Source organism: Microbacterium sp. Bi98, from assembly GCF_918698045.1.
Lineage (GTDB): Bacteria > Actinomycetota > Actinomycetes > Actinomycetales > Microbacteriaceae > Microbacterium.
The window spans coordinates 68950-95873 of sequence record NZ_CAKKLK010000005.1; the positions used below are offsets into that span (position 1 = coordinate 68950).

The 26924-nt window shown below is 69.3% G+C and carries 23 protein-coding genes and 1 pseudogene; 14 read left to right on the plus strand and 10 right to left on the minus strand.

Features of this window, described 5'->3' with window-relative positions; all coding sequences use genetic code 11:
• Positions 1–138: 138 nt before the first annotated feature.
• From LQZ85_RS09840 to LQZ85_RS09860, 5 genes are all read left to right on the plus strand, one after another.
• Positions 139–2145 (plus strand): beta-galactosidase, encoded by a 2007-nt coding sequence (locus LQZ85_RS09840; RefSeq protein ID WP_230100850.1) that lies wholly within the window; start codon positions 139–141, stop codon positions 2143–2145.
• A gap of 124 nt (positions 2146–2269) precedes the next feature.
• Positions 2270–3496: an extracellular solute-binding protein gene (locus LQZ85_RS09845; protein WP_056276340.1), complete on the plus strand. Its 1227-nt coding sequence runs from the start codon at positions 2270–2272 to the stop codon at positions 3494–3496.
• Positions 3497–3560: 64 nt separating this feature from the next.
• Entirely contained in the window at positions 3561–5183 is a 1623-nt protein-coding gene (locus LQZ85_RS09850) for an ABC transporter permease subunit (RefSeq protein ID WP_072590577.1), read from the plus strand.
• Complete coding sequence (locus LQZ85_RS09855) at positions 5183–6091, plus strand: ABC transporter permease subunit (RefSeq protein WP_056276346.1); 909 nt, start codon at positions 5183–5185, stop codon at positions 6089–6091. Before LQZ85_RS09850 ends, LQZ85_RS09855 begins: the two co-directional genes overlap by 1 nt.
• Before the next feature lie 29 nt (positions 6092–6120).
• Positions 6121–8895, plus strand: coding sequence for a glycosyl hydrolase 53 family protein (locus tag LQZ85_RS09860; protein WP_230100851.1), 2775 nt, complete (start codon positions 6121–6123; stop codon positions 8893–8895).
• Between the two features lie 63 nt (positions 8896–8958).
• Here LQZ85_RS09860 and LQZ85_RS09865 read toward each other — a convergent pair whose 3' ends face one another.
• Complete coding sequence (locus LQZ85_RS09865; protein WP_056276350.1) at positions 8959–9801, minus strand: alpha/beta hydrolase; 843 nt, start codon at positions 9799–9801, stop codon at positions 8959–8961.
• A 94-nt stretch (positions 9802–9895) separates the two neighbouring features.
• Here LQZ85_RS09865 and LQZ85_RS09870 point away from each other — a divergent pair, with 94 nt between their 5' ends.
• Positions 9896–10459, plus strand: a complete 564-nt coding sequence (locus tag LQZ85_RS09870) for a TetR/AcrR family transcriptional regulator (protein WP_230100852.1) — start codon at positions 9896–9898, stop codon at positions 10457–10459.
• Between the two features lie 97 nt (positions 10460–10556).
• A complete protein-coding gene (locus tag LQZ85_RS09875) occupies positions 10557–11351 on the plus strand; it encodes a TspO/MBR family protein (protein ID WP_230100853.1) in 795 nt (264 codons plus the stop codon).
• A gap of 131 nt (positions 11352–11482) precedes the next feature.
• Here the strand turns inward: LQZ85_RS09875 and LQZ85_RS09880 are convergent, their stop codons facing one another.
• The 6 genes from LQZ85_RS09880 to LQZ85_RS09905 are packed head-to-tail and all read right to left on the minus strand — an operon-like array spanning position 11483 to position 19243.
• Positions 11483–12154: a response regulator gene (locus LQZ85_RS09880; RefSeq protein WP_053098537.1), complete on the minus strand. Its 672-nt coding sequence runs from the start codon at positions 12152–12154 to the stop codon at positions 11483–11485.
• Positions 12151–14673 (minus strand): ATP-binding protein, encoded by a 2523-nt coding sequence (locus LQZ85_RS09885; protein WP_230100877.1) that lies wholly within the window; start codon positions 14671–14673, stop codon positions 12151–12153. The genes LQZ85_RS09880 and LQZ85_RS09885 overlap by 4 nt, the downstream gene beginning before the upstream one ends.
• 14 nt (positions 14674–14687) lie before the next feature.
• Positions 14688–15287 carry a potassium-transporting ATPase subunit KdpC gene (kdpC, locus tag LQZ85_RS09890; protein ID WP_230100854.1) on the minus strand — a complete coding sequence of 200 codons (600 nt, stop codon included), beginning with the start codon at positions 15285–15287 and terminating at the stop codon, positions 14688–14690.
• Positions 15288–15328: 41 nt separating this feature from the next.
• Positions 15329–17467 carry a potassium-transporting ATPase subunit KdpB gene (gene kdpB / locus LQZ85_RS09895; RefSeq protein ID WP_056276359.1) on the minus strand — a complete coding sequence of 713 codons (2139 nt, stop codon included), beginning with the start codon at positions 17465–17467 and terminating at the stop codon, positions 15329–15331.
• A gap of 1 nt (position 17468) precedes the next feature.
• Positions 17469–19154 carry a potassium-transporting ATPase subunit KdpA gene (gene kdpA, locus LQZ85_RS09900; protein WP_230100855.1) on the minus strand — a complete coding sequence of 562 codons (1686 nt, stop codon included), beginning with the start codon at positions 19152–19154 and terminating at the stop codon, positions 17469–17471.
• The gene (locus LQZ85_RS09905) at positions 19154–19243 is read right to left on the minus strand and encodes a potassium-transporting ATPase subunit F (protein ID WP_056276367.1); all 90 of its coding nucleotides are present in this window, start codon (positions 19241–19243) and stop codon (positions 19154–19156) included. The genes kdpA and LQZ85_RS09905 overlap by 1 nt, the downstream gene beginning before the upstream one ends.
• A gap of 283 nt (positions 19244–19526) precedes the next feature.
• Here LQZ85_RS09905 and LQZ85_RS09910 point away from each other — a divergent pair, with 283 nt between their 5' ends.
• From LQZ85_RS09910 to LQZ85_RS09935, 6 genes and pseudogenes are all read left to right on the plus strand, one after another.
• Complete coding sequence (locus LQZ85_RS09910; protein ID WP_150115145.1) at positions 19527–19718, plus strand: hypothetical protein; 192 nt, start codon at positions 19527–19529, stop codon at positions 19716–19718.
• Positions 19715–20035: pseudogene (locus LQZ85_RS17875) on the plus strand (sigma factor); the annotation flags it as partial. The gene LQZ85_RS09910 and the pseudogene LQZ85_RS17875, both read left to right, overlap by 4 nt.
• On the plus strand, positions 19957–20490 hold the full coding sequence (locus LQZ85_RS09920) for a YciI family protein (protein ID WP_230100878.1): 534 nt from the start codon (positions 19957–19959) through the stop codon (positions 20488–20490). The pseudogene LQZ85_RS17875 and the gene LQZ85_RS09920, both read left to right, overlap by 79 nt.
• Before the next feature lie 33 nt (positions 20491–20523).
• Positions 20524–21702 (plus strand): SLC13 family permease, encoded by a 1179-nt coding sequence (locus tag LQZ85_RS09925; RefSeq protein WP_230100856.1) that lies wholly within the window; start codon positions 20524–20526, stop codon positions 21700–21702.
• 213 nt (positions 21703–21915) lie between these two features.
• The gene (locus LQZ85_RS09930; RefSeq protein WP_072590588.1) at positions 21916–22656 is read left to right on the plus strand and encodes a GntR family transcriptional regulator; all 741 of its coding nucleotides are present in this window, start codon (positions 21916–21918) and stop codon (positions 22654–22656) included.
• 1 nt (position 22657) lies between these two features.
• On the plus strand, positions 22658–23359 hold the full coding sequence (locus LQZ85_RS09935) for a GntR family transcriptional regulator (RefSeq protein ID WP_230100857.1): 702 nt from the start codon (positions 22658–22660) through the stop codon (positions 23357–23359).
• On the opposite strand, the gene LQZ85_RS09940 is transcribed toward LQZ85_RS09935, so the two are convergent.
• From LQZ85_RS09940 to LQZ85_RS09950, 3 genes are read right to left on the minus strand one after another with little or no spacing between them, the layout of a single operon-like run.
• Positions 23323–23946 (minus strand): GNAT family protein, encoded by a 624-nt coding sequence (locus LQZ85_RS09940; protein ID WP_230100858.1) that lies wholly within the window; start codon positions 23944–23946, stop codon positions 23323–23325. The two genes, LQZ85_RS09935 and LQZ85_RS09940, sit on opposite strands and share 37 nt — an antisense overlap.
• Before the next feature lie 9 nt (positions 23947–23955).
• Positions 23956–24567, minus strand: coding sequence for an FMN-binding negative transcriptional regulator (locus tag LQZ85_RS09945; protein WP_230100859.1), 612 nt, complete (start codon positions 24565–24567; stop codon positions 23956–23958).
• Positions 24567–25514, minus strand: a complete 948-nt coding sequence (locus LQZ85_RS09950) for a DMT family transporter (protein WP_230100860.1) — start codon at positions 25512–25514, stop codon at positions 24567–24569. The genes LQZ85_RS09945 and LQZ85_RS09950 overlap by 1 nt, the downstream gene beginning before the upstream one ends.
• Between LQZ85_RS09950 and LQZ85_RS09955 the strand changes: the two genes are divergently transcribed.
• Positions 25513–26919 (plus strand): PLP-dependent aminotransferase family protein, encoded by a 1407-nt coding sequence (locus tag LQZ85_RS09955; protein WP_230100861.1) that lies wholly within the window; start codon positions 25513–25515, stop codon positions 26917–26919. The two genes, LQZ85_RS09950 and LQZ85_RS09955, sit on opposite strands and share 2 nt — an antisense overlap.
• Positions 26920–26924 lie beyond the last annotated feature (5 nt).

Below are 26924 nucleotides of genomic sequence, written 5' to 3' on the forward strand. Positions count from 1 at the left end.
GTGGTCGGCGCCGAACCTGGGGTAGAACTGAGACCGGTCCCAGTCATGTCCCCGTGACAACCTGAGACCGGTCCCAGTCGAATGAGCGACAGCACGTCGGGACCCGCACCACGACCACACCGACCCGATGGAGTGCCGATGACCTCGCCCCACGCCTGGCCCGACCTGCGCGGAATCGCCTACGGCGGCGACTACAACCCCGAGCAGTGGTCGCCTGAGACGTGGCGCGAAGACGTCATCCTGATGCGCGAGGCCGGGGTGAACCTGGTCAGTGTCGGCATCTTCTCGTGGGCGCTCATCGAGGTCTCCGAGGGCGAGTTCGACTTCGCCTGGCTCGACGAGCTGCTCGACCTCCTGCACGAGAACGACATCAGGGTCGACCTCGGCACCCCGACGGCCTCGCCGCCCGCCTGGTTCTTCGCGCACAACCCCGACGCGCACGTCATCGACCGCGAGGGCCGCACGATGGGCTTCGGCTCGCGCGGCATGGCCTCGCACTCGTCGCCGGCCTACCGCGAGGCGATCGTGCGGATCGCGGATGCTCTCGCGGCGCGTTACGCACAGCATCCTTCCGTCGTGCTGTGGCACGTGCACAACGAGTACGGCGTTCCCGTCGGCGAGGACTATTCGCCCAACGCGGTCGCCGCCTTCCGGCTCTGGCTCCAGGAGAAGTACGGCTCGCTCGACGCACTGAACAGCGCGTGGGGCACCGCCTTCTGGGGCCAGCACTACTCGGCATGGGAGCACGTCGGCGCCCCGGCCATCGCCCCGAGCGTCGTGAACCCCGCCCAGCGCCTGGACTTCGCGCGCTTCACCGATCACCAGCTGCGCGCGTGCTTCATCGCCGAGCGCGACGCGATCCGCGCGCACGCCGACCAGCCGATCACGACCAACTTCATGGCGAACCAGAGCTGGACCACGGACCTCTGGGCGTGGGGCCGCGAGGTCGACATCGTCTCGGACGACCACTACCTGTGGGCCGCCGATGAAGACGCTCACATCGGCCTGGCGATCGCCGCCGACCTCAGCCGCTCGGTGGGCGGCGGCAAGCCGTGGATCCTCATGGAGCACTCGACCTCGGCCGTGAACTGGCAGCCGCGCAACATCGCGAAGCGCCGGGGAGAGATGAAGCGCAACTCGCTCACGCACCTCGGTCGCGGGGCCGACGGCATCCTGTTCTTCCAGTGGCGCGCCGGGCGCTCCGGCGCGGAGAAGTTCCACTCGGCGATGCTGCCGCACGCCGGCACCGAGTCGCGGGTCTTCCGCGAGGTCGTCGATCTGGGTGCAGCACTCGGCCGCCTCGACGAGGTGCAGGGCAGCGTCGTGAAGGCCGACGTCGCGATCCTCTGGGACTTCGAATCGTTCTGGGCGCAGGACCTCGAGTGGCGCCCGTCCGAAGACGTCACGCACGCCGCCCAGGTGCGCCGCTTCTACGAGCAGCTCTGGCGTGACGGCATCACGGTCGACTTCGCCCTGCCCGGCCAGGACCTCTCGGGCTACCGCCTGGTCGTCGCTCCGGCGCAGTACCTGCTGAGCACGGCGGATGCCGCCAACCTCACCGCCTACGTCAACGACGGCGGCACCCTGCTCGTGTCGTTCTTCTCGGCGATCGTCGACGAGAACGACGCCGTGCACGCCGGTGGCTTCGTCGCGCCGTTGCGCGAGGCGCTCGGCCTCACGGTCGAGGAGTTCCTGCCGCTGCGCGAGGGCGAGAGCCACGGCCTCGACTGGGTCGACCACGAGGGCATCGTCGCCGACGTCTGGCAGGAGGACATCGCGCTCGAAGGCGCCGAGGTCGTCGCGAACTTCTCGGGCGGACCCGGCGAGGGCGAGCCGGCGATCACGCGTCACCGCCACGGAGCGGGCACCGGCTGGTACGTCGGAACCCGACTGGACGCGGCGGGGATGCGCGCACTCCTGCACGAGGTCTACGCGGATGCCGACGTCACGCCGTCGGGCGTCGCCGACGGCCTCGAGGTCATCACCCGTCACAGCGCCGACGCGGTCTACCGCATCGCGGTGAACCACCGTGACGACGACGTCGAACTCGAGGCCACAGGCGTCGAGCTCCTCAGCGGCGCCGAGATCTCGGGCGCCCTGGCGATCGCGGCGGGCGGCGTCGCCGTCATCCGCACCTCCCACTGACCGCACGAACCGCACGAACCGCACGAACCGCTTCACCCCGCACCACCCGCTTCACCCAGCACCACCCACTCACCGGTCGCGATGACGCGCAGCGCATCGTCGGCCACGACAGATAGGAAAACGCATGCGCAAGCACATCGGAGTCGGCGCACTCGCTCTGGCCGCGGCCGTGGTCCTCGCGGGCTGCTCCGCCGGCGCACCCGAAGGCGGCGACGACGCCGCATCCGGCGACGGCGCGGAACTCGTCATCTGGACGGACGCCGAGCGCGAAGCCGCGATCACCGCCGCCGCAGAGGCGTTCGAGGAGGAGACCGGCGCGAAGGTCACCCTCGTGCAGAAGAACTTCGAGGACCTCCGCAACGACTTCATCGCACAGGTCCCGACCGGCGAGGGCCCCGACATCACGGTCGGCGCCCACGACTGGCTCGGCGCGCTCGTCGCGGCCGGTGTCGTCGACACGATCGACCTGGGCGACAAGGCGTCGGAGTTCGAGCAGGTCGCGCTCGACGCCATGACGTACGACGGTCAGCTGTATGCGATGCCGTACTCGCTCGAGACCATCGCCCTCGTGCAGAACGTCGACCTGGTCGGCGCGGAGGCTCCCGCCAGCTGGGACGACATGATCGCCAAGGGCGTCGCCGCCGGCACCGAGCGCCCGTTCGTCATCAACACGGGTGGCGAGACCGGCGACGGATACACGATGTACGGACTGCAGACCTCGTTCGGCGCCCCCGTCTTCGTGCAGGACGACACCGGCTCGTACACGAGTGAGGTCGGCATGGGCGGCGCGCCCGGCGAGGCGTTCGCCACGTGGCTCGGAGCCAACGGCTCGAACGGCACCGGCTACATCTCGACCACGGTCGACTACGACATCAACAACGAGCTGTTCGCGTCGGGCAAGGCCCCGTACACGATCCAGGGCCCGTGGGCCATCAGCGCGTTCGAGGGCGTCAACGTCGCCGTGAACCCGATCCCGTCTGCGGGTGGCGAGACCGCTGCGCCGTTCGTCGGCGTGCAGGGCTTCTACCTCTCGAGCAAGAGCAAGAACGCGCTGCTCGCGCAGGAGTTCCTCGTGAACTACCTCGGCACCGAAGACGCGCAGCGCGCGCTGTACGAGGCCGACCCGCGCATCCCGGCGTGGACCACGCTCGCCGAAGAGGTGTCGTCCGACCCGATCACGGCCGGATTCGTGGCCTCGGCGCAGACCGGCGTCCCGATGCCGTCGATCCCCGAGATGGGCTCCGTCTGGGACCTGTGGAACGCCGCGCAGGCGCAGATCATCAACGGCGCCGACCCGGTGTCGACGTGGAACACCATGGTCGCCGACCTCGAGACGACCCTCGCCGGCTGACCCCGCCGGACGGGGAGGAGCCCGAACCCCTCCCCGTCCTGCGATCCTCAGACAGGACGCACACATGACGATCCAGGCACCGCCCGCCGAGGCGCCCACTCCCGTGGTGAAGCCCTCGCGCGAGTCCCATGCCCGCCGCTTCCGCGGCCTCGGCTGGGGCTTCCTCATCAAGCTCGCGCTCATGGCGCTGGTCAACGCCTTCGGCATCATGACGGCCATCTCGGCCTGGAGCGCCGAGTCGTGGATCGTGCTCGGCGTCGTCGTGCTGCTGGTGATCATCGCCGACTGGGTGTACTTCACCCGCAGGGCGCTGCCGTTGAAGTACCTGCTGCCCGGGCTGATCTTCCTGCTCGTCTTCCAGATCTTCATCTTCGGCTACACGGCCTACATCGCCTTCACGAACTACGGCACCGGTCACGTCGGCACCCAGGAGCAGGCGGTCGAGGCCGCACTGATCCAGGGCGAGCGCCGCATCGAGGGCTCGTCCGACTACCCGCTGTCGATCGTGCAGCGCGGCGCAGAGCTCGGCTTCGCGATCGTCGATGACGACGGCGACGTGCAGGTCGGCTCGGCCACCGAGCCGCTGACCACCGCATCCGGTGCCGAGATCGGCGCGACCGGCGCCCCCAGCGAGGTGCCCGGGTGGGAGGTCGTCCCGAGGGCGACCGTGCTGACCGATCCGGCACTCGGCGCGACCATCAAGGACCTCAGGGTGCCCGTGTCGGACGACCCGAACGACGGCTCCATCCGCACACGGGAGGGCTCGACCGGCTCGGTGTACGAACCGACGCTGGTGTGGGATGCCGAGGCGCAGACCATCACGGACACGCAGTCGGGCACGGTCTACACCGCCACAGAACTCGGCGCGTTCGTGGCCGAGGACGGCACGGCGCTGCCGACGGGCTGGTCGGTCAACGTCGGCTTCGCCAACTTCCTGAAGCTCTTCACCGACGCGAATCTCGCGGGCACTCTGCTGAGCGTGACCGTCTGGACCTTCGCGTTCGCGATCCTGTCGGTCGTCCTCAGCTTCGCCGTGGGGCTCGGCCTCGCGATCGTCTACAACGACCCGCGGGTCAAGGGTCGCCGGTTCCTGCGAGCGCTGTTCATCCTGCCCTACGCGTTCCCCGCGTTCATGGCCGCGTTGCTGTTCCGCGGCATGTTCAACGCCGAGTTCGGCGTCATCAACGACCTGTTCTTCTTCGGGTCGCAGATCAACTGGCTCGGCGACCCGTGGCTGACCCGGGCGGCGGTGATCTTCGTCAACGTCTGGCTGAGCTACCCCTACTGGTTCCTCGTCTGCACCGGAGCCCTGCAGTCGCTCCCCGGTGAGACGCTCGAGGCCGCCGAGATCGACGGGGCAAACAAGCTGCAGCGCTTCCGCGCCATCGTGCTGCCGCTGCTGCTCGTCTCGACCGCTCCGCTGCTGATCGCCTCGTTCGCGGTGGCGTTCAACAACTTCACCGTGATCTACACCTTCAACAACGGCGGGCCGGCGATCGCCGGAGCGCCCTACGCACTGGGTTCGACCGACATCCTCGTCTCGGCCATCTACGACGTCTCAGGCGTCTCGGGTGGTGCGGCCGACTACGGCCTCGCGAGTGCGCTGTCGATCATCGCCTTCATCGTGGTCGGTCTCATCTCAGCGCTGAGCTTCCGACAGACCCGCAAGCTCGAGGAGTACCAGTGATGAGTGAGACCAGAGTCATCGTGACCGGTTCATCGAAGGCCGAGGCCGCGCGCGCGGGTGCACGTCGGCGTCGCTGGTGGGGCGAGGTCGGCTGGAAGTACATCCTCGCCGCCGGCGTGCTGTTCTTCGCCGCGTTCCCGCTCGTCTACGTCCTCTCGGCCTCGCTCAACCCGAACGGCAGCCTTGCGGCATCCAGTGCGCTGTTCAGCGCGTTCGACCCGGCGAACTACATCGCTCTGGGTGAATCCCGCTACTGGGTCTGGTTCGGCAACACCCTGCTGATCGGCGGTGTCACCGCAGTCGGCTCGGTGCTCATGGGCGCCTGCGGGGCGTACGCGTTCTCCCGGTTCCGGTTCAGCGGACGACGCGCCAGCCTCACCACCCTGCTCGTGCTGCAGATGTTCCCGCAGGCGCTCGCGTTCATCGCGATCTTCCTGATGCTGCAGACGATCGGCGACGTCGTGCCGGCGCTCGGCATCAACTCGAAGATCGCCCTGATCTGCGTGTACCTCGGTGGCGCGCTCGGCGCGAACACCTTCCTGATGTACGGGTTCTTCAACACGATCCCCGTCGAGATCGACGAGTCGGCGAAGATCGACGGGGCCAGCCACGCGCAGATCTTCTGGCGGCTCATCATGCCGCTGGTCGTGCCGATCCTCGCGGTCGTCGCCCTGCTCGCGTTCCTCGCGGCGTTCGGCGACTTCATCCTGTCGAAGATCATCCTCACGTCCGAGGACAACTGGACCCTCGCCGTCGGCATGTACCAGTGGGTCTCGAACCAGCTGACCTCACGCTGGGGGCTCTTCGCCGCCGGCGTCGTGGTCGCCGCCGTGCCCGTGCTCGCGCTGTTCTTCTCGCTGCAGAAGTACATCGTGGGCGGGCTCACCCAGGGATCCGTCAAGGGCTGATCCGCACCTCCACCGCTCGAAAGGCCGTCATGCACCGTCGCACGCGTTCCCTTCTCTCCACCGCCCTGGCCACGGTCGCCGCCGTCGCCCTGATCGGCGTCGCGCTGCCGGCGTCGGCCGCCTCGCCGGCGGCATCCGCTCTCGCTCCTGCGGCTGTCTCGGTCGACGGGCCGGTGGATGCCGCCATCACCGTCCCCCGGGTCGAGAACCTGCCGGACGACTTCATCGGCGGCGTCGACGTCTCGTCGGTGCTGTCGCTCGAGGAGTCGGGCGTGGTGTTCCGCGACGCCCAGGGCGCGCCGGGCGACCTGTTCGAGATCCTCGCGGACGCCGGGGTCACCGACGTCCGCGTGCGCGTCTGGAACGACCCGTTCGACGCGAACGGCAACGGCTACGGCGGGGGCGATGTCGACGTCGATCGGGCGATCGAGATCTCGCAGCGAGCGACGGATGCCGGCCTCGGCGTGCTCGTCGACTTCCACTACTCCGACTTCTGGGCCGACCCCGCGAAGCAGCAGGCGCCCAAGGCGTGGGAGGGGATGACCGCCGACCAGGTGGCGACCGAGGTGGGTGCCTTCACGCGCGATGCGGTGCGTCGCCTGGTCGATGCGGGTGTCGACCTCCGCATGGTGCAGGTCGGCAATGAGACGAACGGCGGAGTCGCCGGAGTGCGCGGCTGGGATGACATGGCGAAGGTGTTCTCGGCCGGTTCCGCCGCCGTGCGGGCCGAGGCGCCGGACACGCTCGTCGCCCTGCACTTCACCAACCCCGAGCGCGCCGGGTTCTACGCCGACGTCGCCGCGCAGCTCGATCGCCGCGACGTCGACTACGACGTGTTCGCGTCGTCGTACTACCCGTTCTGGCACGGGACTCCCGAGAACCTCACGGCCGTGCTCTCGCACGTCGCCGAGACCTACGGCAAGAAGGTCATGGTCGCCGAGACCTCGTGGGCGTTCACGCTCGACGACGGAGACGGTCACGGCAACGTCGTCGACCTGGCGTCCGAGGCGACGCAGTACCCGGTGAGCGTGCAGGGTCAGGCCGATGCCGTGCGCGCGGTCGTGCAGGCCGTCGCCGACGTGGGTGAGGCGGGACTCGGCGTCTACTACTGGGAGCCCGCATGGCTGCCGGTGGGTCCGCCCGCACAGCTCGAGCAGAACAGAACGCTGTGGGAGCGCGACGGATCGGGCTGGGCGTCGAGCTTCGCCGGCGAGTACGAGCCCGAGGACGCGGGGCACTGGTTCGGCGGATCCGCGTGGGACAACCAGGCGCTGTTCGGCTTCGACGGCACGGCATCCGATGCGCTGAACATCTTCTCGTACGTGCGCACCGGCGCCCAGGCCCCGCGGGCCGTCGAGTCGGTGCAGGCGGTCGCGCTGCAGGTGACCGAGGGCGATGCCGTCGAGCTGCCCGACGAGGTCACGGTGCTCTACAACGACGGGTCGTCGGAGCAGCAGCCCGTCACCTGGTCATCGGCGGCCGGATTCATCGAGGGCGCCGGCGAGTACGTGATCTCGGGCGCGACGGATGCCGGCCTCGCGGCGTCGGCCACCGTCACCGTCTCGGCGCGCAACTACCTGCGCAACCCCGGATTCGAGGACGCGGACACGAGCATGTGGAGCGTCACCGGATCGGGACTCACGCTGCGCGCGTGGGACGACCCTCGGAGCGGCACGCACTCGGCGCACTTCTATGCGGGTACCGGGTACTCGTTCGACCTCTCGCAGACGGTCTCCGGACTGCCCGCGGGGTCGTATGTCGCACGGGCATCGCTGCAGGGCGACGGGGAGGGTGCCGACGGGCGTGCGTCGCTGTCGCTGTCGTCTGCGTCGGTCGCCGGCGCCGCTGCGGCGTTCGGCTTCGACGGCTGGCGCGTGTGGTCGACGCCGACGACCGAAGCGCTGCAGGTGGGCGCTGACGGCACGGCTGTCGTGCGGGTCTCCGCGGCGCTTCCGGCGGGGGCGTGGGGGACGATCGACGATCTCGAACTCGTGCGCGCACCGGTGCCCGGTGCCGACACCTCGCAGCTGCGAGAGCGGCGCGATGCGGCCGCGGCTCTCGACCTCGATGCCTATGTCGCGTCGTCGACGGTCGCGCTGCCCGGAGCGATCGCTCGCGCCGACATCGTGCTGGCTGCCGCGAGTCCGAGTGCGTCAGCGGTCACGGGGGCGCTGGACGCACTGGCTGCCGCAGTCGACGCGCTCCTGCTTCAGGATGCGGCGACCGCCGCGCCCTCTCGCGGAGTGCTGTCGCACGACAACGGTCACGATACGGGGCTGCTCGACGGCGACTTCACGCTCACCATGAACCTGTGGTGGGGGCAGAACGCCACGAAGCTGCGGGTGTTCGAGAACGGTGTGCTGGTCAAGACCGTGCCGCTCACCTTCGGGGGAACCTCCGCGCAGAGCGCGCAGATCGCCGTGACCGGCAAGGCGAATGGCTCGTACGTCTACAGTGGCGAACTGGTCAATTCGCGCGGCGTGACGGCGGTGAAGCCCGTGACGGTGACGGTGACGGATGCCGCGCCCGGCACGCCCGTGCTCTCGGCCGACAACTGGGACGGCGACGGCTCATACACTCTCACCGCCGACATGTGGTGGGGCACCAATGCGACCTCGTATCGCCTGTATGAGGACGGCATGCTGATCTCCGAGGGCGACATGGTCGCGAACAGCCCCGCCGCGCAACGGGTGACGGTGCCGGTCGTTGATCGCGCGGTGGGGAAGCACACCTACCGCGTCGAGTTCGTGAACGCCGCCGGGAGCACCCGGAGCAAGACGCTCACGGTGGCGGTCAAGCGCTGACGTCAACACGCCCGAGAGCCCGACATCCTGAGGCGGATGCCGGGCTCTCGAACCGTTCGCGGACTACTTGCTGAGGAAGTCCTTCAGCGCGGCGTTGACCTCGTCGGCGTGGGTCCAGAGCAGACCGTGGGGTGCGCCCTCGACCTCGACGTAGGTCGCGGCGGGCACGGCCTGGTGGAACCGGCGGGCGGTGGCGTCGATCGGAAGGATGTTGTCCTTCGTGCCGTGCAGGATCAGGGTGGGCTTGCCGGCGTCGCGCACGGCGTCGACGTCGCCGCGGAAGTCCTCGATCCAGCTCGGGACGACCGCGTAGGCCGCGACCGGGGCGCTGGTGACCGAGAGGTTCCAGTTGGCGTCGACGACCTGCTGGCTGATGCGGCTGCCGAGGTTCTCGTCGAGGTTGTAGAAGTTGTTGTAGAAGTCGGTGAACCACGCGTAGCGGTCGCCCTTGGCTGCAGCCTCGATGCCGTCGAAGACCTCCTGCGGCACGCCCTCGGGGTTGTCATCGCGCTGCACGAGGAACGGCTCGAGCGAGGCGAGGAAGGCGAGCTTGGCGACCCGCTCGTGACCGTAGGTGCCGACATAGCGGGCGAGCTCTCCGGTGCCCATCGAGAAGCCGACGAGCACGACGTCGCGCAGGTCGAGGGTCTCGAGCACGGTGTTGAGGTCTGCGGCGAAGGTGTCGTAGTCGTATCCGGTGCCGACCTTCGAGGACTGGCCGAAACCGCGGCGGTCGTAGGTGATGACGCGGTAGCCCTGAGCGAGCAGCTCACGGGTCTGGCGCTCCCAGCTGTGGCCGTTCAGCGGGTACCCGTGGATCAGGACGACGGGCTGACCCGATCCCTGGTCTTCGTAGTAGAGCTCGATCGGGGTGCTGTTCTCGTTTCCGACGGTGATGTAGCCCATGGTCCTGATCCTTTTCGGTCCGGTGAGAACGGTCGTTCTCGCTGATGTCTTCACTGTAGAGAACGCTCGTTCTCATGTCAAGTACACTGGGGTGATGACCGACGACACAGTGCGTGAACAGATCCTCGCGGCGGCCGACGAGCTCTACTACCGCAAGGGATACGCGGCCGTCGGCATGGATGAGCTGCGGGCTGCGGCCGGCGTGTCGCTGCGTCGCCTCTATGCCCTGTTCCCATCCAAGACCGACATCGTCACGGCCGTCCTCGCGCGCAAGCATCGGGAGTGGGAGTCGGGACTCACGGGAGCCGTGGCGGATGCCGGGGCAGACCCCCGCGAACGCCTGCTCGCCGTCTACGGGTACCTCGAGGACTGGTTCTGCACTGACGACTTCCGCGGCTGCGCGTTCATCAACGCGTTCGGCGAGCTCGGTGGCACGAACCCCGAGGTGGCCGAGATCGTGCACGATCACAAGGCGTCGTTCCAGGCGTACATGGCCGACCTCGTCGTGGCGGCCGGAGCACCGGCATCCCTCGCCGCGCAGCTGTCGATCCTCGCCGAGGGTGCGCAGAGCACCGCGGCGATCGCCGCCGACCCGCAGGTCGCCGTGCAGGCGCGCAACGCCGCCGAAGTGCTGATCGACGCCGCCGTCGCCGCCTGACCGCAACGGGAGAGCAGTTTAGCTAGCTTGGCTAGCGTTTATGAATCCCGGTGTCAAGGCTGGTGCGTTTGCGCCCTCGCGCGCGTATGTTGCGATCATGGACTCCCGGACGCAGGACATCGCCCGCCAGACGATCATCATCGCCTCGGCCACCTTCATGCTCATCGCAGCGGCCGTCGGATCCGGTGCCTTCGGTGGCACCTCGGTCAGCGAGCTGCAGGATGGAGCGCTCTCGGCGCAGGGCTCATACCTCGCGCCGGCCGGCCCCGCCTTCTCGATCTGGTCGCTGATCTACATCGGCCTCATCGCCTACACGGTGTGGCAGGCGCTTCCGGCGCAGAGGGCGGATGAGCGCCAGCGAGCTGTCGGCGGATGGATCGCCGCGTCGATGATCCTCAACGGGCTCTGGCTCGTGACGGCGCAGTTCCTGTCGCTGCCGCTGACGGTCATCGTGATCGCCCTGCTGCTCGCGACCCTCGCCCGCGTCATCGTGATCCTCGGCCGCAGCCGTGCCCGCACCTGGCCCGAGCGCATCGTCGTCGACGGCGCGAACGGCCTGCACTTCGGCTGGGTCACCATCGCGACCGTCGCGAACACCACGGCCTGGCTCACGCAGATCGCACCCGAGAGCTGGGCTGATCAGGCCGAGATCTGGGCGGTCGCCGTGCTCGCCGTCGTGCTCGTACTCGGGGTTGCCAGCGCCCTCGTCACCAAGCGCATCGCCCCTGCCCTCGCGACCGCATGGGGTCTCGGATGGCTCGCCGTCGGTCGTCTGACCGGCGAACCCGAGAGCACCGTGACCGCGATCGCCGCGATCATCGTCGCGGTCGCCCTCGTCGCCGCGGGTGTCTGGGGAGTGCTGCGCCGCCCTCGCGCCGACATCGCCCTCTGACTCTGCGCTCGGTCGGCGTTCACAACTCAGCACAGATCGTGCGTGCGACGAGGTGAACCCGCCGATTCCGTCGGTTGACAGCAGCTCATGCTGAGTTGTGAACCGAGAATGACGAGAATGGCAGAGGTGGCTCAGAGGACGAGCCGGTAGCCCATGCCCGACTCGGTGAGCAGGTGCACCGGTGCGCTCGGCTCGGCCTCGAGCTTCTTGCGCAACTGCGACATGTACAGCCGCAGGTAGCCCGAGTCGGACACCTGTTCGCTGCCCCAGATCTCCTTGAGCAGATCCTGCCGGGTGACCAGGGCTCCGGGATGCCGGGCGAGGTGCTCGAGCATGCGCCATTCGGTCGGTGTCAGGTGCACGCGCGCACCCGCCCGGGTGACCGTCTTCGTCGCGAGGTCGACCACCACATCGCCGAATCCGACGGTGGATTCCCCGCCCGCGGGCACCGCCCGACGAGACAGCGCCCGCAGCCGCGCGAGCAGCTCGTCGACCTGGAAGGGCTTGGTGACGAAGTCGTCGGCTCCGGCATCCAGGGCCTCGACCTTGTCGGCGGACCCGGTGCGACCCGACACGACGATGATCGGCACGGTCGTCCAGCCGCGCAGCGCCTGGATCACCTCGATGCCGTCGAGCCGCGGCATGCCGAGGTCGAGCATGATGAGGTCGGGGTGAGTCTGTGCGGCGACGGCCACGGCGGCCGCGCCGTCGGGGGCGACCACCACCTCGTACCCGTGGGCGGCGAGGGTGATGCGCAGTGCGCGCACCATCTGCGGGTCGTCGTCGGCGATGAGGAGCTTCACTCCGTCTCCTCCTGCATGATGTCGGGCTCTGCTGCGAGGGGCAGCGAGATGACCATGGTGAGTCCACCGCCGGGGGTGTCCTCGGGTGTCAGGGTACCGCCCATGCCCTCGGCGAATCCGCGCGAGAGGGCGAGGCCGAGGCCGAGGCCGGTGGTGTTGTCGGTGTCGCCGAGGCGCTGGAACGGCTGGAAGATCTCGTCGCGCTTCTCGGCGGGAACGCCGGCACCGCGGTCGATGATGCGGATCTCGGCGTGGTCGCCGATCGTGCTCGTCGAGACGATCACCCGGCTTTCGGCGGGCGCGTGACGGTGGGCGTTCGCGATGACGTTGACGAGCACTCGCTGCAGCAGCACCGGGTCGGCCGACACGGCGGGCAGCCGGGCATCGAGCGCGAGCTCGACATCCGACGGCCCGAGGCCGAGCTCGTCGACGGCCGCGAGCACGGGGCCGGCGACATCGAGCCGCATGGTCGAGACGGCGAGCACTCCGGCCTGCACCCGGCTGACGTCGAGCAGGTCGGTCACGAGCGACGACAGGGTCGCGAGGCTCTCGTCGGCGGTCGCGAGCAGCTCTTCCCGATCGGATGCCGACAGCGCGTGCGCCCCGCGGAGTCCGCCGATCGCGGCGACGGCCGAGGCCAGAGGGCGGCGCAGGTCGTGGCTGACCGCCGAGAGCAGGGCGCTGCGCACCTGGTCGGTCTCGGCGAGGGCAGCGACCTCGCGCGCCGTGGCACGCAGGTCGGTGTGCTCGATGGCCGCCGCCAGCTGCGCGACGATCGCGTCGAGCAGGCGTCGGGCGGGGGTGTCGAGGGGTTCGCCGTGCAGCTCGAGCACGGCGGGTGCCGATCCTCCGGCACCGACCGGGATGGTCGTGGCGCGTCCGTCGGGCACGGGTTCGCCGTCGCTGGCGAGCACCTCGCCGTCGGCGGTGAGCAGGCGGACGCCGGTGAGTCCGAACGCCTCGCGCGTGCGGCTGACGAGGGCGAGCACCGCGTTGTCGCCGCGCAGCACGTTGCCGGCCACGGCCGCGAGCAGCTCTGCTTCCGCGGCGGCGCGCTGGGCAGTGCGGGCTCGCCGGGCGGCCTGGTCGACGATGATGCTGACGAGGATGGCGATGGTCACATACAGCGCGAGGGCGAGCACGTGCAGCGGGTGCGCGATCGTGATGGTGAAGAGCGGGGCGACGAACAGGAAGTCGAGGGTGATGCCCGACAGCACCGCCGCGAAGACGGCAGGCCGCACGCCTCCCACCAGGGCCACGATCACGACGAGCAGCTGGAAGGCGAGCACTTCGACCGTGATCGACTCGGGGCTGCGGAACGCGAACATCGCCCACGAGAGCAGCGGGCCGACGACGAGCGCCAGTGCGAACCCGAGCGCTTGACGTCGCCAGCCGAGGGCGCCGCCGGTGATGCGGGGGAGTGCGACGCGGCCGCCCGCGGCGGCGTGGGTGACGATGTGCACGTCGATGTCGCCGGAGCGGCGGATGACCTCCGAGCCGATGCCCGGTCCCGTCAGCGCCGCCGCGAGACGCCCACGCCGGCTGACACCGATCACGAGCTGAGTGGCATCCGCCCCGTGGGCGAACTCGACGAGCGTGCCGGGGATGTCGTCGCCGATGATCTGGTGGAAGCTGCCGCCGAGAGATTCGACGAGCGACCGCTGCGCGGCGAGGGCGCCGGGGGTCTCATCGCGCAGCCCGTCCTGCGCAGCCACATGTACGGCGAGCAGTTCGCCGCCGGCCGAGCGTGCGGCGATGCGGGCCCCTCGGCGCAGCAGCGTCTCGCCCTCGGGTCCGCCGGTGAGGGCGACGACCACGCGCTCGCGCGCCTGCCAGGTGCCCTCGATGCCGTGGTCGGCCCGGTAGCTGCGCAGCGCGCTGTCGACCTCGTCGGCGAGCCACAGCAGCGCGAGTTCACGCAGAGCCGTGAGGTTGCCCAGACGGAAGTAGTTGGACAGGGCCGCGTCGATCCGCTCCGCCGGGTAGACGAGTCCGGCGGAGAGACGGTCGCGCAGCGACTGCGGCGCCAGGTCGACGACCTCGATCTCGTCGGCGGCGCGCACCACGGCATCCGGGATCGTCTCCTGCTGCGCGATGCCGGTGATCTTCTCGACCACCGCGTTCAGCGACTCGATGTGCTGCACGTTCACCGTCGTGACGACGTCGATGCCCGCGTCGAGCAGCGCACCGACGTCCTGCCAGCGCTTCGGGTTCTGCGAGCCGGGGGTGTTGGTGTGCGCGAGTTCGTCGACCAGCGCGATCTCGGGTCGACGTGCGAGCACCGCATCCAGGTCCATCTCGCTGAGCGGCACGCCCCGGTGCAGATCGGTGCGACGGGGGACCTCGGGGATGCCGATGGTCTGCGCGGCGGTCGCCGCGCGCTCATGCGTCTCGACGATCGCGATCACGACGTCGCGGCCCTCGTCGAGCAGCCGGCGCCCTTCGACCAGCATCTCGAAGGTCTTGCCGACACCGGGGGCTGCGCCGAGCAGCACGCGGAGTCGGCCGCGCCGCGGCATCCGCTCTGCCGTCATCAGCCCTCCTGCTCATCGAGCGCGAGATTGAGTTCGGCGACGTTGATGCGTTCTTCGCCGAGGAATCCCAGATCCCGCCCTTGAATCCTAGACTCCACGAGGTCGCGCACCTGCTGCGCGGGCAGGTCGCGCTCCGCCGCCACCCGCGGCACCTGCAGCAGCGCGTACGCGACGCTGATGTGCGGGTCGAGGCCGGATCCGGATGCCGTCACAGCGTCGGCCGGCACGGCATCCGTGCTCACGCCCTCGCGCTCGGCGATGGCCGCCTGGCGCTCGTCGATCGCCGCGACGAGGTCGGGGTTCTCGGGGCCCAGGTTGCTGCCGCTGGACGCGGCCCCGTCGTAGCCGTCACCGGCGGCCGACGGACGCGACTGGAAGTACTCGGGCAGCGCGTCGCCGTCGGCATCCGTGAAGGACTGACCGATCAGCGAGCTGCCCTTGTCGTCGCCCAGCGGCGAGCCGTTCGCCTGGAACGGCAGGAGCAGCTGACCGATGCCGGTGACGACGAGCGTGTAGCCGACGCCGAGCACGAGGGTGAGCACGAGCATCGCGCGGATGGCGACGCCGGTGGTGCGGGCGACGGTGCGGGAGGAGGACATGGAGTGCCTTTCGATGCGAGAAGGACGAAGACGGACGCCGGTCAGAAGCCGGGGATGAGGGTGATGACGAGGTCGATCAGCTTGATGCCGATGAACGGTGCGATCACTCCGCCGAGGCCGTAGACGAGCAGGTTGCGCTGCAGGATCTGCGAGGCGCTCGCCGGCCGGTACTTCACTCCGCGCAGCGCGAGCGGGATGAGGAAGACGATCACGATCGCGTTGAAGATGATCGCGCTGGTGACCGCGGACGCCGGCGAGTGCAGCTGCATGATGTTGAGCGCCGCGAGGCCCGGGAACACCCCCATGAACATCGCCGGGATGATGGCGAAGTACTTGGCGATGTCGTTCGCGAGCGAGAAGGTCGTGAGCGCGCCGCGAGTGATGAGCAGCTGCTTGCCGATGCGCACGATGTCGATGAGCTTGGTCGGGTCCGAGTCGAGGTCGACCATGTTGCCGGCCTCCTTCGCGGCCGACGTGCCCGTGTTCATCGCGACGCCGACGTCGGCCTGGGCGAGAGCGGGGGCGTCGTTCGTGCCGTCGCCCGTCATGGCGACGAGTCGCCCGCCCTCCTGCTCACGCTTGATCAGCTCGAGCTTCTGCTCGGGTGTCGCCTCGGCGAGGAAGTCGTCGACGCCCGCCTCCTTCGCGATCGCGGCGGCGGTCAGCGGGTTGTCGCCCGTGATCATGACCGTGCGGATGCCCATGCTGCGCAGCTCCTCGAACCGCTCGCGCAGGCCGTCTTTCACGATGTCCTTGAGGTGCACGACGCCGAGCACCTCGCCGGATCCCGCCGGACGCTTCACGGCGACCACCAGCGGGGTGCCGCCGCTCGAGGCCACGCCGTCGACGAGGCCGGCGAGTTCGGCATCCGTGTCGAGCCCGAGCCAGGCGTCGATCGCCGACCCTGCGCCCTTGCGGATCTGCGTCCCGTCGGCGAGGTCAAGTCCCGACATGCGGGTCTGCGCGGTGAACGGCACGACCACGGCATCCGCCGGCTCGTCGACCCGGATGCCGCGGCTCAGCGCCAGCTCGACGATCGAGGCGCCCTCGGGCGTGGGGTCGGCGAGGGATGAGAGGGCAGCGACACGAAGCAGCTCGTCGGGGTCGACGCCGCCGAGGCGAAGCACCTCGTGGGCGCGGCGGTTGCCGTAGGTGATGGTGCCGGTCTTGTCGAGCAGCAGCGTCGTGACGTCGCCTGCGGCCTCGACGGCGCGGCCCGACATCGCGAGCACGTTGCGCTGCACGAGACGGTCCATGCCGGCGATGCCGATGGCCGAGAGCAGGGCGCCGATCGTGGTCGGGATCAGGCACACGAGCAGGGCGATCAGCACCGGGATGCTGACGGGCGAGGCCGCATACGAGGCGATCGGGTTGAGCGCGAGAACCACTACGACGAACACGATCGACAGGCTCGCGAGCAGGATGTTGAGCGCGATCTCGTTGGGTGTGCGCTGACGGCTGGCGCCCTCGACGAGCGCGATCATGCGGTCGACGAACGTCTCGCCGGGCTTCGAGGTGATGCGCACGACGATGCGGTCCGACAGCACGCGCGTGCCACCGGTGACGGCGCTGCGGTCGCCACCGGACTCGCGGATGACCGGTGCGCTCTCGCCCGTGATCGCCGACTCGTCGACGGTCGCGATTCCCGCGACGATGTCGCCGTCACCGGGGATCAGCTCGCCCGCCGTGACGATCACGATGTCGTCGCGCTGCAGCTCGGCCGATGAGACGTCGACCGCCTCGGTGCGCTCGGCCGTGGCATCCGTCGCCGAGTCATAGCGGACGACCTTGCGGGCCATCGTGCTGGTGCGGGTCTTGCGCAGACTCGCGGCCTGGGCCTTGCCGCGGCCCTCGGCCACGGACTCGGCGACGTTGGCGAACAGCACGGTCAGCCACAGCCAGATCGCGATGCCCCAGGTGAAGGGTGCGGGCACGGGTGTTCCGCCGGAGTCGGCCGGGCCGCCGAGGAACGGCTCGGCGATCGCGAGCACGGTCGTGAATGCGGCACCGACCCAGACGAGGAGCATCACGGGGTTGCGCACGAGCGACGCGGGGTTGAGCTTGCGCAGGGCGCCGGGCAGGGCCTGCGTCAGCTGTGCCCAGCCGAATGAGCGGGGCGGTGCGGTCGGGGCGGATGCCGGAGCATCCTGCTGTTCCGAGGGCGTGGTGGTGAGGGTCATGTCAGACGAGTCCTTCAGCGAGGGGTCCCAGTGCGAGCACGGGGAAGTAGGTGAGTGCCGTGATGATGACCGTGACGGCGGTGAGGAGGCCGACGAACTGCGGTCGGTGCGTGGGCAGGGTTCCGGTGTTCTCCGGCACGCGCTGCTGTGCGGCGAAGGATCCGGCCAGGGCCAGCACGAGGACGATCGGAAGGAACCGGCCGAGCAGCATCGCGATGCCCAGTGCGGTGTTGAACCACGGGGTGTTCGCGGTGAGGCCGGCGAAGGCGGAGCCGTTGTTGTTCGACGCCGAGGTGAAGGCGTAGAGCACCTCGCTCATGCCGTGCACGCCGGGGTTGAGGATGCTGGTCGCCTCGACGTCGGCGCGGATGCCGGGGATCGCGAAGCTCAGGGCCGTGCCGACAAGAACGAGGGTGGGCGTCACGAGGATGTAGAGGCTCGCGAGCTTGATCTCCTTCGGGCCGATGCGCTTGCCGAGGTACTCGGGGGTGCGGCCGACGAGCAGTCCGCCGACGAACACCGCGATGATCGCGAGCACGAGCATGCCGTAGAGACCGGAGCCGACGCCGCCGGGGGCGACCTCGCCGAGCATCATGTTGAGCATCGGCATCATGCCGCCGAGTGCCGTGTACGAGTCGTGCATCGAGTTGACGGCGCCGGTCGACGTCAGGGTGCTGGCGCTGCCGAACAGGGTCGAGCCGAGGATGCCGAAGCGCACCTCCTTGCCCTCCATCGCCGCACCCGCGAGTTCCGGAGCGCTGCCGCGGCCGGCCAGCTCGAGGGCCGAGAGCGCGAAGGTCGAGATCAGGAAGATCGTTCCCATCACGGCGGCGATCGCGTAGCCCTGGCGGTTGTCGCCGATCATGCGACCGAACGTGCGGGGGAGTGAGAACGGGATCACGAGGATCAGCAGGATCTGCAGCAGACTGGTCCAGCCGGTCGGGTTCTCGAACGGATGCGCCGAGTTGGCGTTGAAGAAGCCGCCGCCGTTCGTGCCGAGCAGCTTGATGGCCTCCTGTGAGGCGACGGGTCCGCCGGGAATGGTCTGCGTGCCGCCCGAGACCGTGGTCACATCGGTGAAGCCGGCGAAGTTCTGCACCACGCCGCCCGCGATCAGGGCGATGGCGGCGATCAGAGCGATCGGCAGCAGGATGCGTCCGAGCCCGCGGATCAGGTCGACCCAGAAGTTGCCGATCGTGGTCGAGCCGCGGCGCGCGAGGCCGCGGATCAGCGCGACCGCGACGGCCAGACCGACGGCGGCCGAGACGAAGTTCTGCACCGTGAGGCCGGCGAGCTGCACGGTGTAGCCCATGGTCTGCTCGGGCGAGTACGACTGCCAGTTGGTGTTCGCGACGAATGACGCCGCGGTGTTGAACGCGAGCCCTTCGGGCACGGCCGGGAGTCCGAGCGACTGGGGCAGGAAGCTCTGCAGTCTCTGCAGCCCGTAGACGAGCAGCAGGCCGACGACCGAGAACGCGAGCACGCTGCGGGCATAGGCCCGCCAGGTCTGCTCGGATGCCGGGTCGACGCCCATCAGTCGGTACAGGCCGCGCTCGGCCTTCAGGTCGCGCGGGGTGCTGAAGACGTGGGCCATGTAGTCGCCCACCGGGCGGTACAGCAGCACGAGGGCGATGATGAGGACGGCGGCCTGCAGGACGCCGAACCAGATGTCGGCACCCGCGCCCATCAGAACTTCTCCGGGGCGACGAGAGCCACCACGAGGTAGACGACGGCGGCCACGGCGAGGGCGGCGGCGATGATCTCGAAGACGATCACAGTCGTTCCACCCCCTTCGCGACAAGAGAGACGAGGGCGAACAGCGCGAGAGTCAGCGCGATGTAGATGATGTCGAGCACGAGACTCGATACAACTCCCGTGCGGACCGGCATATGGCGATCCTCACGCTTTGCCTACGGGGCCGTGCGGGATGCATGCGACTTGCTCACATCTCGGGGTCGATCCGACTTTCTCGCGACGCGTTGTCGCATCCGTCGTTCGTCGTTCGTGGTTCGGGTAGGAGGTCCCCGATCGGGGGGCCTCAGACGCGAGAGGTGCGGTGGTGACTGTGTACAACGACCCGATGGTGGCGAACCTCGTCTACCGGCTCGAGGCTGAGCACGCCGAGGAGCAGATCGTGCGACGTCGGACGGCGCTCGAGCATCCTGGTCTGATCCGGCGCCCTTCCCTCCGTGTGCGCGCTCGCCGCCTCTGGGCGCGCATCTCTTCCGGCGGAAGCGGGGAACCGGGATGATCGTCCTGACGGCAGGATCGGAGCGGAACCTGCTCGATCGAGCGGACGGAGAGAGTCTGAGTGATGCAGCGCCGGAATCGAATCGAGGAGCCTCGGTGAACGCCGACGCCGGTGCGCACGTCACGCAGGTCTATCGCGACGAGTGGGCGCGCATCGTGGGAGGACTCACCCGACGGTGCGGTGATCTCGACCTCGCCGAGGAGATGGCTGCTGAGGCGTTCGCCTCGGCCGCTGAGCGGTGGCCGGACGAGGGAGTGCCGCCCAACCCTGCTGGCTGGATCACCACCACGGCCTACCGCAAGGCCATCGATCGGCTCCGCCGGGAGTCGTTCCGCGACGCCAAGCAGCGGGAGGCTCTCATGCTGCACGATCCCGAACCACCGGAGCCGACGGGCGTCATCGACGACGATCGCCTCCGTCTGCTGTTCACCTGCTGCCACCCGGCGCTGTCGCTCGAAGCGCGCGTTGCCCTGACCCTGCGGATCAGCGCCTTCTCGAAGACTGGGCGGATGAGGGCAGGGCGGCCGGCAGCCTGGGCGAGGGCGCACCCGTCGCGGGGGCGGACCAAGCCAAGTCGGTGGCGGTGCGAGACGGCAAGGTGCTCGTCACCGACGGCCCGTTCCCGGAGTTCAAGGAATGGTTCGCCGGCTACGACATCTTGACCGCCGAGTCGATCGACGAGGCGGCAAGCTTCATGGCGAAGCATCCGACCGCAGTGATGGGGCGGGTGTATATCCTGCCGGTGGTGAAACTCCCCTGGGACGAGGACTGAGGGCCACACCCCCACCGGATCTACACTCAGCGAGTGAGTGCGACGCGACGGCGGCTGGGAGCGGGGACGATCATCGTCCTGGCGCTCATCGCCGTGGCACTCGTCTGCATCATCACGGGCGTCCTCCCGCCTTCGGATGCCGGGGCGCTCGGCGCCCGCATCGCGCCGGTGCTCGGGTTCGTCATCGCGATCACGATCGTCGCCGAGCTGGCCCGGGATGCTGCGGTGTTCGACGTCGTCGCACAGCGTCTGGCTCGGTGGGGGCAGGGGCGCGTCATCCTGCTCTGGTTGTCCGTCGTGGTGCTCGCCGTCATCAGCACGGTGTTCCTGTCGCTCGACACGACGGCGGTGATCGTGACGCCGGTCGTGGTCGTGCTCGCGCAGAGCGTCGGCATCCCTCCACTGCCGTTTGCCCTCGTCACCGTGTGGCTGGCGAACACGGCGTCCCTCGCCCTGCCCGTGTCGAACCTCACGAACCTGCTCGCGGCACGGTCGATCGGTGACGACCCGCTCGCGTTCCTCGCGCTGAGCTGGGCGCCGACACTCGTCGGGGTGCTCGTGCCCGTCGTGATCCTCACGCTGCGACACCGGCGCACGCTCTTCGGCGGGTATCGCACTCCTACAGGCGGTGCCCCTTCCGACCGGATGCTCTTCTGGGCGGCGTCCGCCATCCTGCTGCTCCTGATGCCGCTGCTCGCACTGACCCATGACGTGTGGATCCCCGCGACGGTCGCAGCGCTCGTGCTCATCGTCGTGTTCGGCATCCGGCGTCGCCATGTGCTGCGACTCTCGCTCGTGCCATGGCAGGCGATCGGCCTGGCGGCGGCCCTGTTCGTCGTGGTCGAGACCGCGCACGCGAACGGCATCCTCGACTTCCTGTCGGTCCTCGCGACCAGTGGCCACGCGCCCGCAGAACTGCTGCGTCTCTCTGCGGCGGGCGCGCTCGCCGCGAACGGGGTCAACAACCTGCCCGCCTACCTGATCCTCGAACCCACAGCCGGCGATCCGGTCGCGCTCATGGCGCTGCTGATCGGCGTGAACCTCGGCCCCCTGATCACCCCGTGGGCATCGCTCGCCACCCTTCTCTGGCATCACAGGGTGGTGTCGCTGGGTGTCGAGATCCGCTGGGGCAGCCTGATGCTCTGGGGAGCGATCGTCGCCGTGCCGACGGTGCTGGTCGCCACGCTCGTGCTCGCCTTGGTCGCAGGCTGAGATCCGGCATCCCGATCCCGGCCGCAGGGGAGGGAAAAGGGCAGCGACTCGCGTCACGGGATCTGGGGGAGGTCCGCGGCACGACATGGGGAGTGTGTGCCGGGTGAGGGTCGCTGCCCTACTCCACAACGCTACGCACATGCCGTCGGATCCGGTGAAACTTCAGTGCCTGATGTATGGTGCGTCGGCATGACAGCGGCATAAAGTGTGCCCGTGGGCGACATCAGCGCATCTCTGCCGATCCGGCCGCGGCAGCTGATCCGCGACCAGGTCTTCGCCACGCTCGCCGAAGAGATCATCTCCGGCCGCATGCAACCCCTCGAAGAGATTCGCGACCAGGACTTGCAGGCCGAATACGGCGTCTCCCGCACGCCCATCCGCGAGGCTCTCAACCGTCTCGCCGACCTCGGACTCATCGAGGTCAGCACCAACCGGTTCACACGCGTTGCGCCGGTCGACCTCGAGGCACAGGCGGAACGTGTCGAGACCGCCGTCGCCATGATCGGATACTGCGCCGTCAGAGCAGTGCCGACCTACACCGACGAGCAGGTCGCCTCTCTGCACGAGAGGATCGACGGACTCCTGGTCGCCGAGCTCGCAGGAACCTCGAGTCGCGAGGGGCTCAGCCTCTGGTACGCGCTGTGGGGCGAGATCGTGCTCAACGCCCACAACCAGACGATGATCGACATCCTCGACGGTCAGCTGGTGCTGCACCTCACCCGAACAGTGCCCGCGCAACGCGTGCCCGACGAACTCGTCGACTACATGCGCGCGGCCCTCGATCAGCTGCGTGCCCTGCTCGATCGGCGCGACGGCGTCGGGGTACGCGACCTCATCGAACCGCTGTTCCTGAGATCGACGATCGAACCTCTCCGCGCGGCGGCGGCGCTCGCCGCGGCATCCGCCTCCGTCTCCGCCGGCTCGACGCCCGCCGTCCTCTTACCCGGGGACTGACATGCCCGACCGGCGGATCGACAGGCTGAACTCCACGCGACTGCTGGGAGGGATCGAGCAGCCACCGCCCGTCATCACCTCCCGCGCGGATGCCGTCGTCGACTCGCTCGCGCACTCGATCGAGTCGGGCGAACTGGCGCCCGGCGATCCCTTATCGGTCACCGCCCTCGCACAGCGGCTCACCGTCGCCGCGGCGACCGTGCGATCAGCCCTCGGCACCCTTGAAGCGATGCATCTGATCGAGCACCGTCTGAACAGGGCATCGGTCGTCGTGACGCCGACCCCCGCGTGGTTCGTCGCTATCGCCGCTGAATGCTCCGGCCTGTCGATCGCGGCGGCCGACCTCGGCATCGCGGAGGCGACCGAGGCGCAGATCGCCGATCTCGCCGAGCGGGCGGCGACCGTCCGCGAACTCTGGGCGTCGGACGAGAGCGATCAGGTCATCGGAGCAGAGGGGCTGTGGGAACTGCTCGACCTGCTCGCGGTGTTCTCGCGCAACCGACACCTCAGCGCCCTGCACGCGTCGAAGCGCACGGCGCTGGTGCTCGGCATCCGCTCGCTCAGCCGGCCCCGCAACCCCGCCATGCTCCGATCGGTCGTCGACGCGCTCGTCGCCGCAGCGCGCGATCGCGACCGCCTCGAAGCGACGGATCTGGTGAGAGACCTCTACACGTTCGTGGTCGACGGGGTCACAGAACTCTGACGCGTCGGTGTCCACTCCTCCGCGAGGATGCCATAGTTGAGCCCGTCGAGCCACTCGCCCGACCGGTGCAGAGCGGTCTTGCGGCTGAACTCCTCCCGGCGCATGCCGAGCCGCTCCATCAGACGCCACGAGGGCTCGTTGTCGGCGAAGCATCCGGCATGCACCCGGCGCAGCCCCAGCGGACCGAAGCAGACGTCGATCACGGCGCGGATGGCCTCGGTCGCATAGCCGCGACCGGTGTGCGCGGGGTCGAGCACCCAGCCGAGCTCCGCCTCGACGCCCCTCGCCTGATCGGCGACCTCGAGCTGCGCCCAGCCGTCACCGATCCTGATCATGATGTCGCCGATCGGCGTGGGCCCGTCGTTCTCCGTGATCAGCTCGACGAGGTACATCGACGTGAGCCGGCCGGGGTCGAGATACCGCTCGCGGAACTCCTCGAGTGTGGCCGGCGCGAGTCCGAGCCACCGGTTCACCTCCGGCCGTCGACGCCACTCCCACATGGCGTCGACGTCGGGTGCCGTCATCGGCCGGATCTGCAGCCGCTCGGTACGGACAGGCCAGACGTCGGTGTGCGGCGAATCGGTCATCGCCCCAGCCTATTGAGGGGCGTGGCCGGACACTCGACGCATCTCGGCCGCGAGTGCCGCGTTCGTCTCGTCGAACCGCCCGGTGATGGTGTCTCGCACCTCGGGAGACTTGTTCTGGCTCAGCTTGGCGCGCGCGTCGAACCGGTCGACACGCATCCTCAGCCCGACGGTTCCCTTCGCCGCTCGCCGGGTGCCGGCCTCGTCCTCCGACAGGCTGCGCCCGTGCGGCGTTCCCTTCTCGAAGTGGTCGGTCAGCTGCGCGAGCATGGCGTAGTTCTCCTCCTCGGTGAGGATCTCGGGAGTGCCGTAGAGATGAGCGGTCACGTGGTTCCAGGTGGGCACGAGGTCGCCGGGCGCATAGAGGCTGGGCGACACGTAGTCGTGGGGGCCCTGGATGATCACGAGCACCTCGTGCGCGCCCAGTTCATGCAGCTGCTCGTCGCGGCGACCGAAGTGGCTCGCGATCACGATCTCGTGTTCGTCTTCGATCAGCAGCGCGGGGTAATGCGAAGCGACCAGCCCTGTGCTCGCGGGGGACACGAAGGTCGCCCACGGGTTGCCGCGGATCAGGCGCTTCACCTCGAGCGGGTCGGTCATCAGGTAACGGGGTGTGTGGCGCATCAGAACTCCTCGTTCAGGGGGCGGGTGGTGGGTCGGGGATGGATCAGTCGGGTGCGCACCGCGAGCGCGGCGCACACGATGACGGCCAGGCCGCCGAGCGCGGTGGGCCATCCGATCTGCTCATGAAGAAGCAGCGCGGCCCACGCGATGCTCATCACGGGTTGGACCAGTTGGATCTGGCTCACCGGGGCCATGGGCCCGATCGCGAGCCCGCGGTACCAGGCGAAGAATCCGAGGAACATGCTCACCACGGCGAGGTAGGCGAAGGCGAGCCACTGCACCGGCGATGCCGTCGGCGGGTCGGCGACCGCCGAGGCCAGGGTCAGCACGAGCATCAGCGGCGCGGCGAGCACGAGCGCCCACGACACGGTCTGCCAAGCTCCGAGCTCCCGAGCCAGCAGGCCGCCCTCCGCATAGCCGACAGCCGCAGCGAGCACCGCGGCGAACAGCAGCAGATCGGCCCAGTGGAGTGCGCCGAGATCCCCGTTCTGCAGTGACGCGAAGACCACCGCCGTGATGGCGCCGAGTGCGGCGAACCACCAGAACGCACGTCCCGGCCGTTCGCGCGTGCGGAGCACGACGATGACGGCCGTCGCTGCGGGGAGCAGGCCGATCACCACGGCGCCGTGGCTCGCCGGTGCGGCGGTCATGGCGAACGACGTCAAGAGGGGGAACCCCGCGACCACGCCGCCGGCGACGATCGCGAGTCGCCACCATTGCACCCTGGTCGGCGGATGCTGCCGGGTGGCCGCCAGAGCGATGGCAGCGAGCGCTGCGGCGATGACCGCGCGACCGGATCCGATGAACAGAGGCGAGAGGCCGCCGACCGCGATGCGGGTGAAGGGGAGGGTGAACGAGAAGGCGGCGACGCCGAGAAGCCCCCACCAGAGGCCCGCACGGGATAGCGCTGTGCGAGCAGGGGCGATAACGCTACTCTGTTCTTTCATGAGTCAGGATAGCAGTGACCGGATCGTAGGAGAACTGCGTCGGTGGATCGAGGCGGCGCCTCCGGGGTCTCGGGTTCCCTCGAATCGAGCGCTCGTCGCGCAGTACGGAGCGAGCCCTGTGACGGTGCAGAAGGCGATGGGACGCCTCGCCCGGCTGGGCCTGATCGAATCTCGACCAGGCGCGGGGACGTTCGTGCGCGCGCAGAAGACGCCGCGCCCCGCCGACTACGGCTGGCAGACATCTGCGCTCGGTGCTCCTCCCGCGCGACTCGCCGGGCTCACCTCGACGCAGCGGACTGTCGCTCCCGACGCGATCGGCATGCATTCGGGGTATCCGGCGGTCGACCTGCTTCCCGAGCGGCTGGTCCGTCAGGCGATCACCCGTGCGGCACGCACCTCGTCAGCGCTCACTCGCTCGCCCGCGGCCGGGCTGCCGGAGCTGCAGGCCTGGTTCGCGGCCGAGCTCGCGGCATCCGCCCCCGCAGACGTCACTCCGGCATCCGCCAGGGATGCGCTCGTGATCGCGGGCAGCCAGAGCGGGCTGAGCTCCATCTTCCGTGCCGTGGTCGGGGCCGGTCAGCCTCTGCTGATCGAGTCGCCCACCTACTGGGGCGCTCTTCTCGCCGCCGAGCAGGCCGGGGTGGTGCTGGTGCCGATCCCGTCGGGGCCGGACGGGCCCGATCCGGATGCCGTCGAGCGGGCGTTCGTCGAGACCGGCGCTCGTGCGTTCTACGCGCAGCCCACATTCGCCAACCCGACGGGCGCCAGGTGGCCCGCGTCGACCGGCCTCGCCGTTCTCGAGAGCGTGCGGCGGCACGGTGCCTTCCTCATCGAAGACGACTGGGCGCACGATCTGGCCATCGACGGCGATCCGCGTCCGATCGCGGCGATGGACGATGACGGCCATGTCGTCTATCTCCGTTCGCTGACCAAGAGCGTCTCGCCCGCACTGCGGATCGCCGCGGTGATCGTGCGGGGCCCGGCGCGCGAGCGCATCCTCGCCGACCGTGCCGCCGAGTCGATGTACGTGAGCGGGCTGCTGCAGGCTGCCGCGCTCGACGTCGTGACCCAGCCGGCGTGGAAGAGCCACCTGCGTGGCTTCCGCGACCACTTGAGGGCGCGACGCGATCTGCTGCTCGCGAGCCTCGCCGAGCACGCCCCGACCGCGACGGTCGAGACGGTGCCGGCCGGTGGCCTCAACCTCTGGGTGCGGCTTCCGGAGGGCACCGATGTCGTCGGCGTGGTCCGAGGATGCGAGACCCGCGGCCTCATCATCTCTCCCGGATCCGAATGGTTCCCCGCGGAGCCCTCCGGAGCCTATGTGCGACTCAACTACGCGAACGCCGACCCGACGCGATTCCCCGAGGCGGCGGAGATCCTCGGCGGTGTGCTCGCGGCATCCTGACCGGC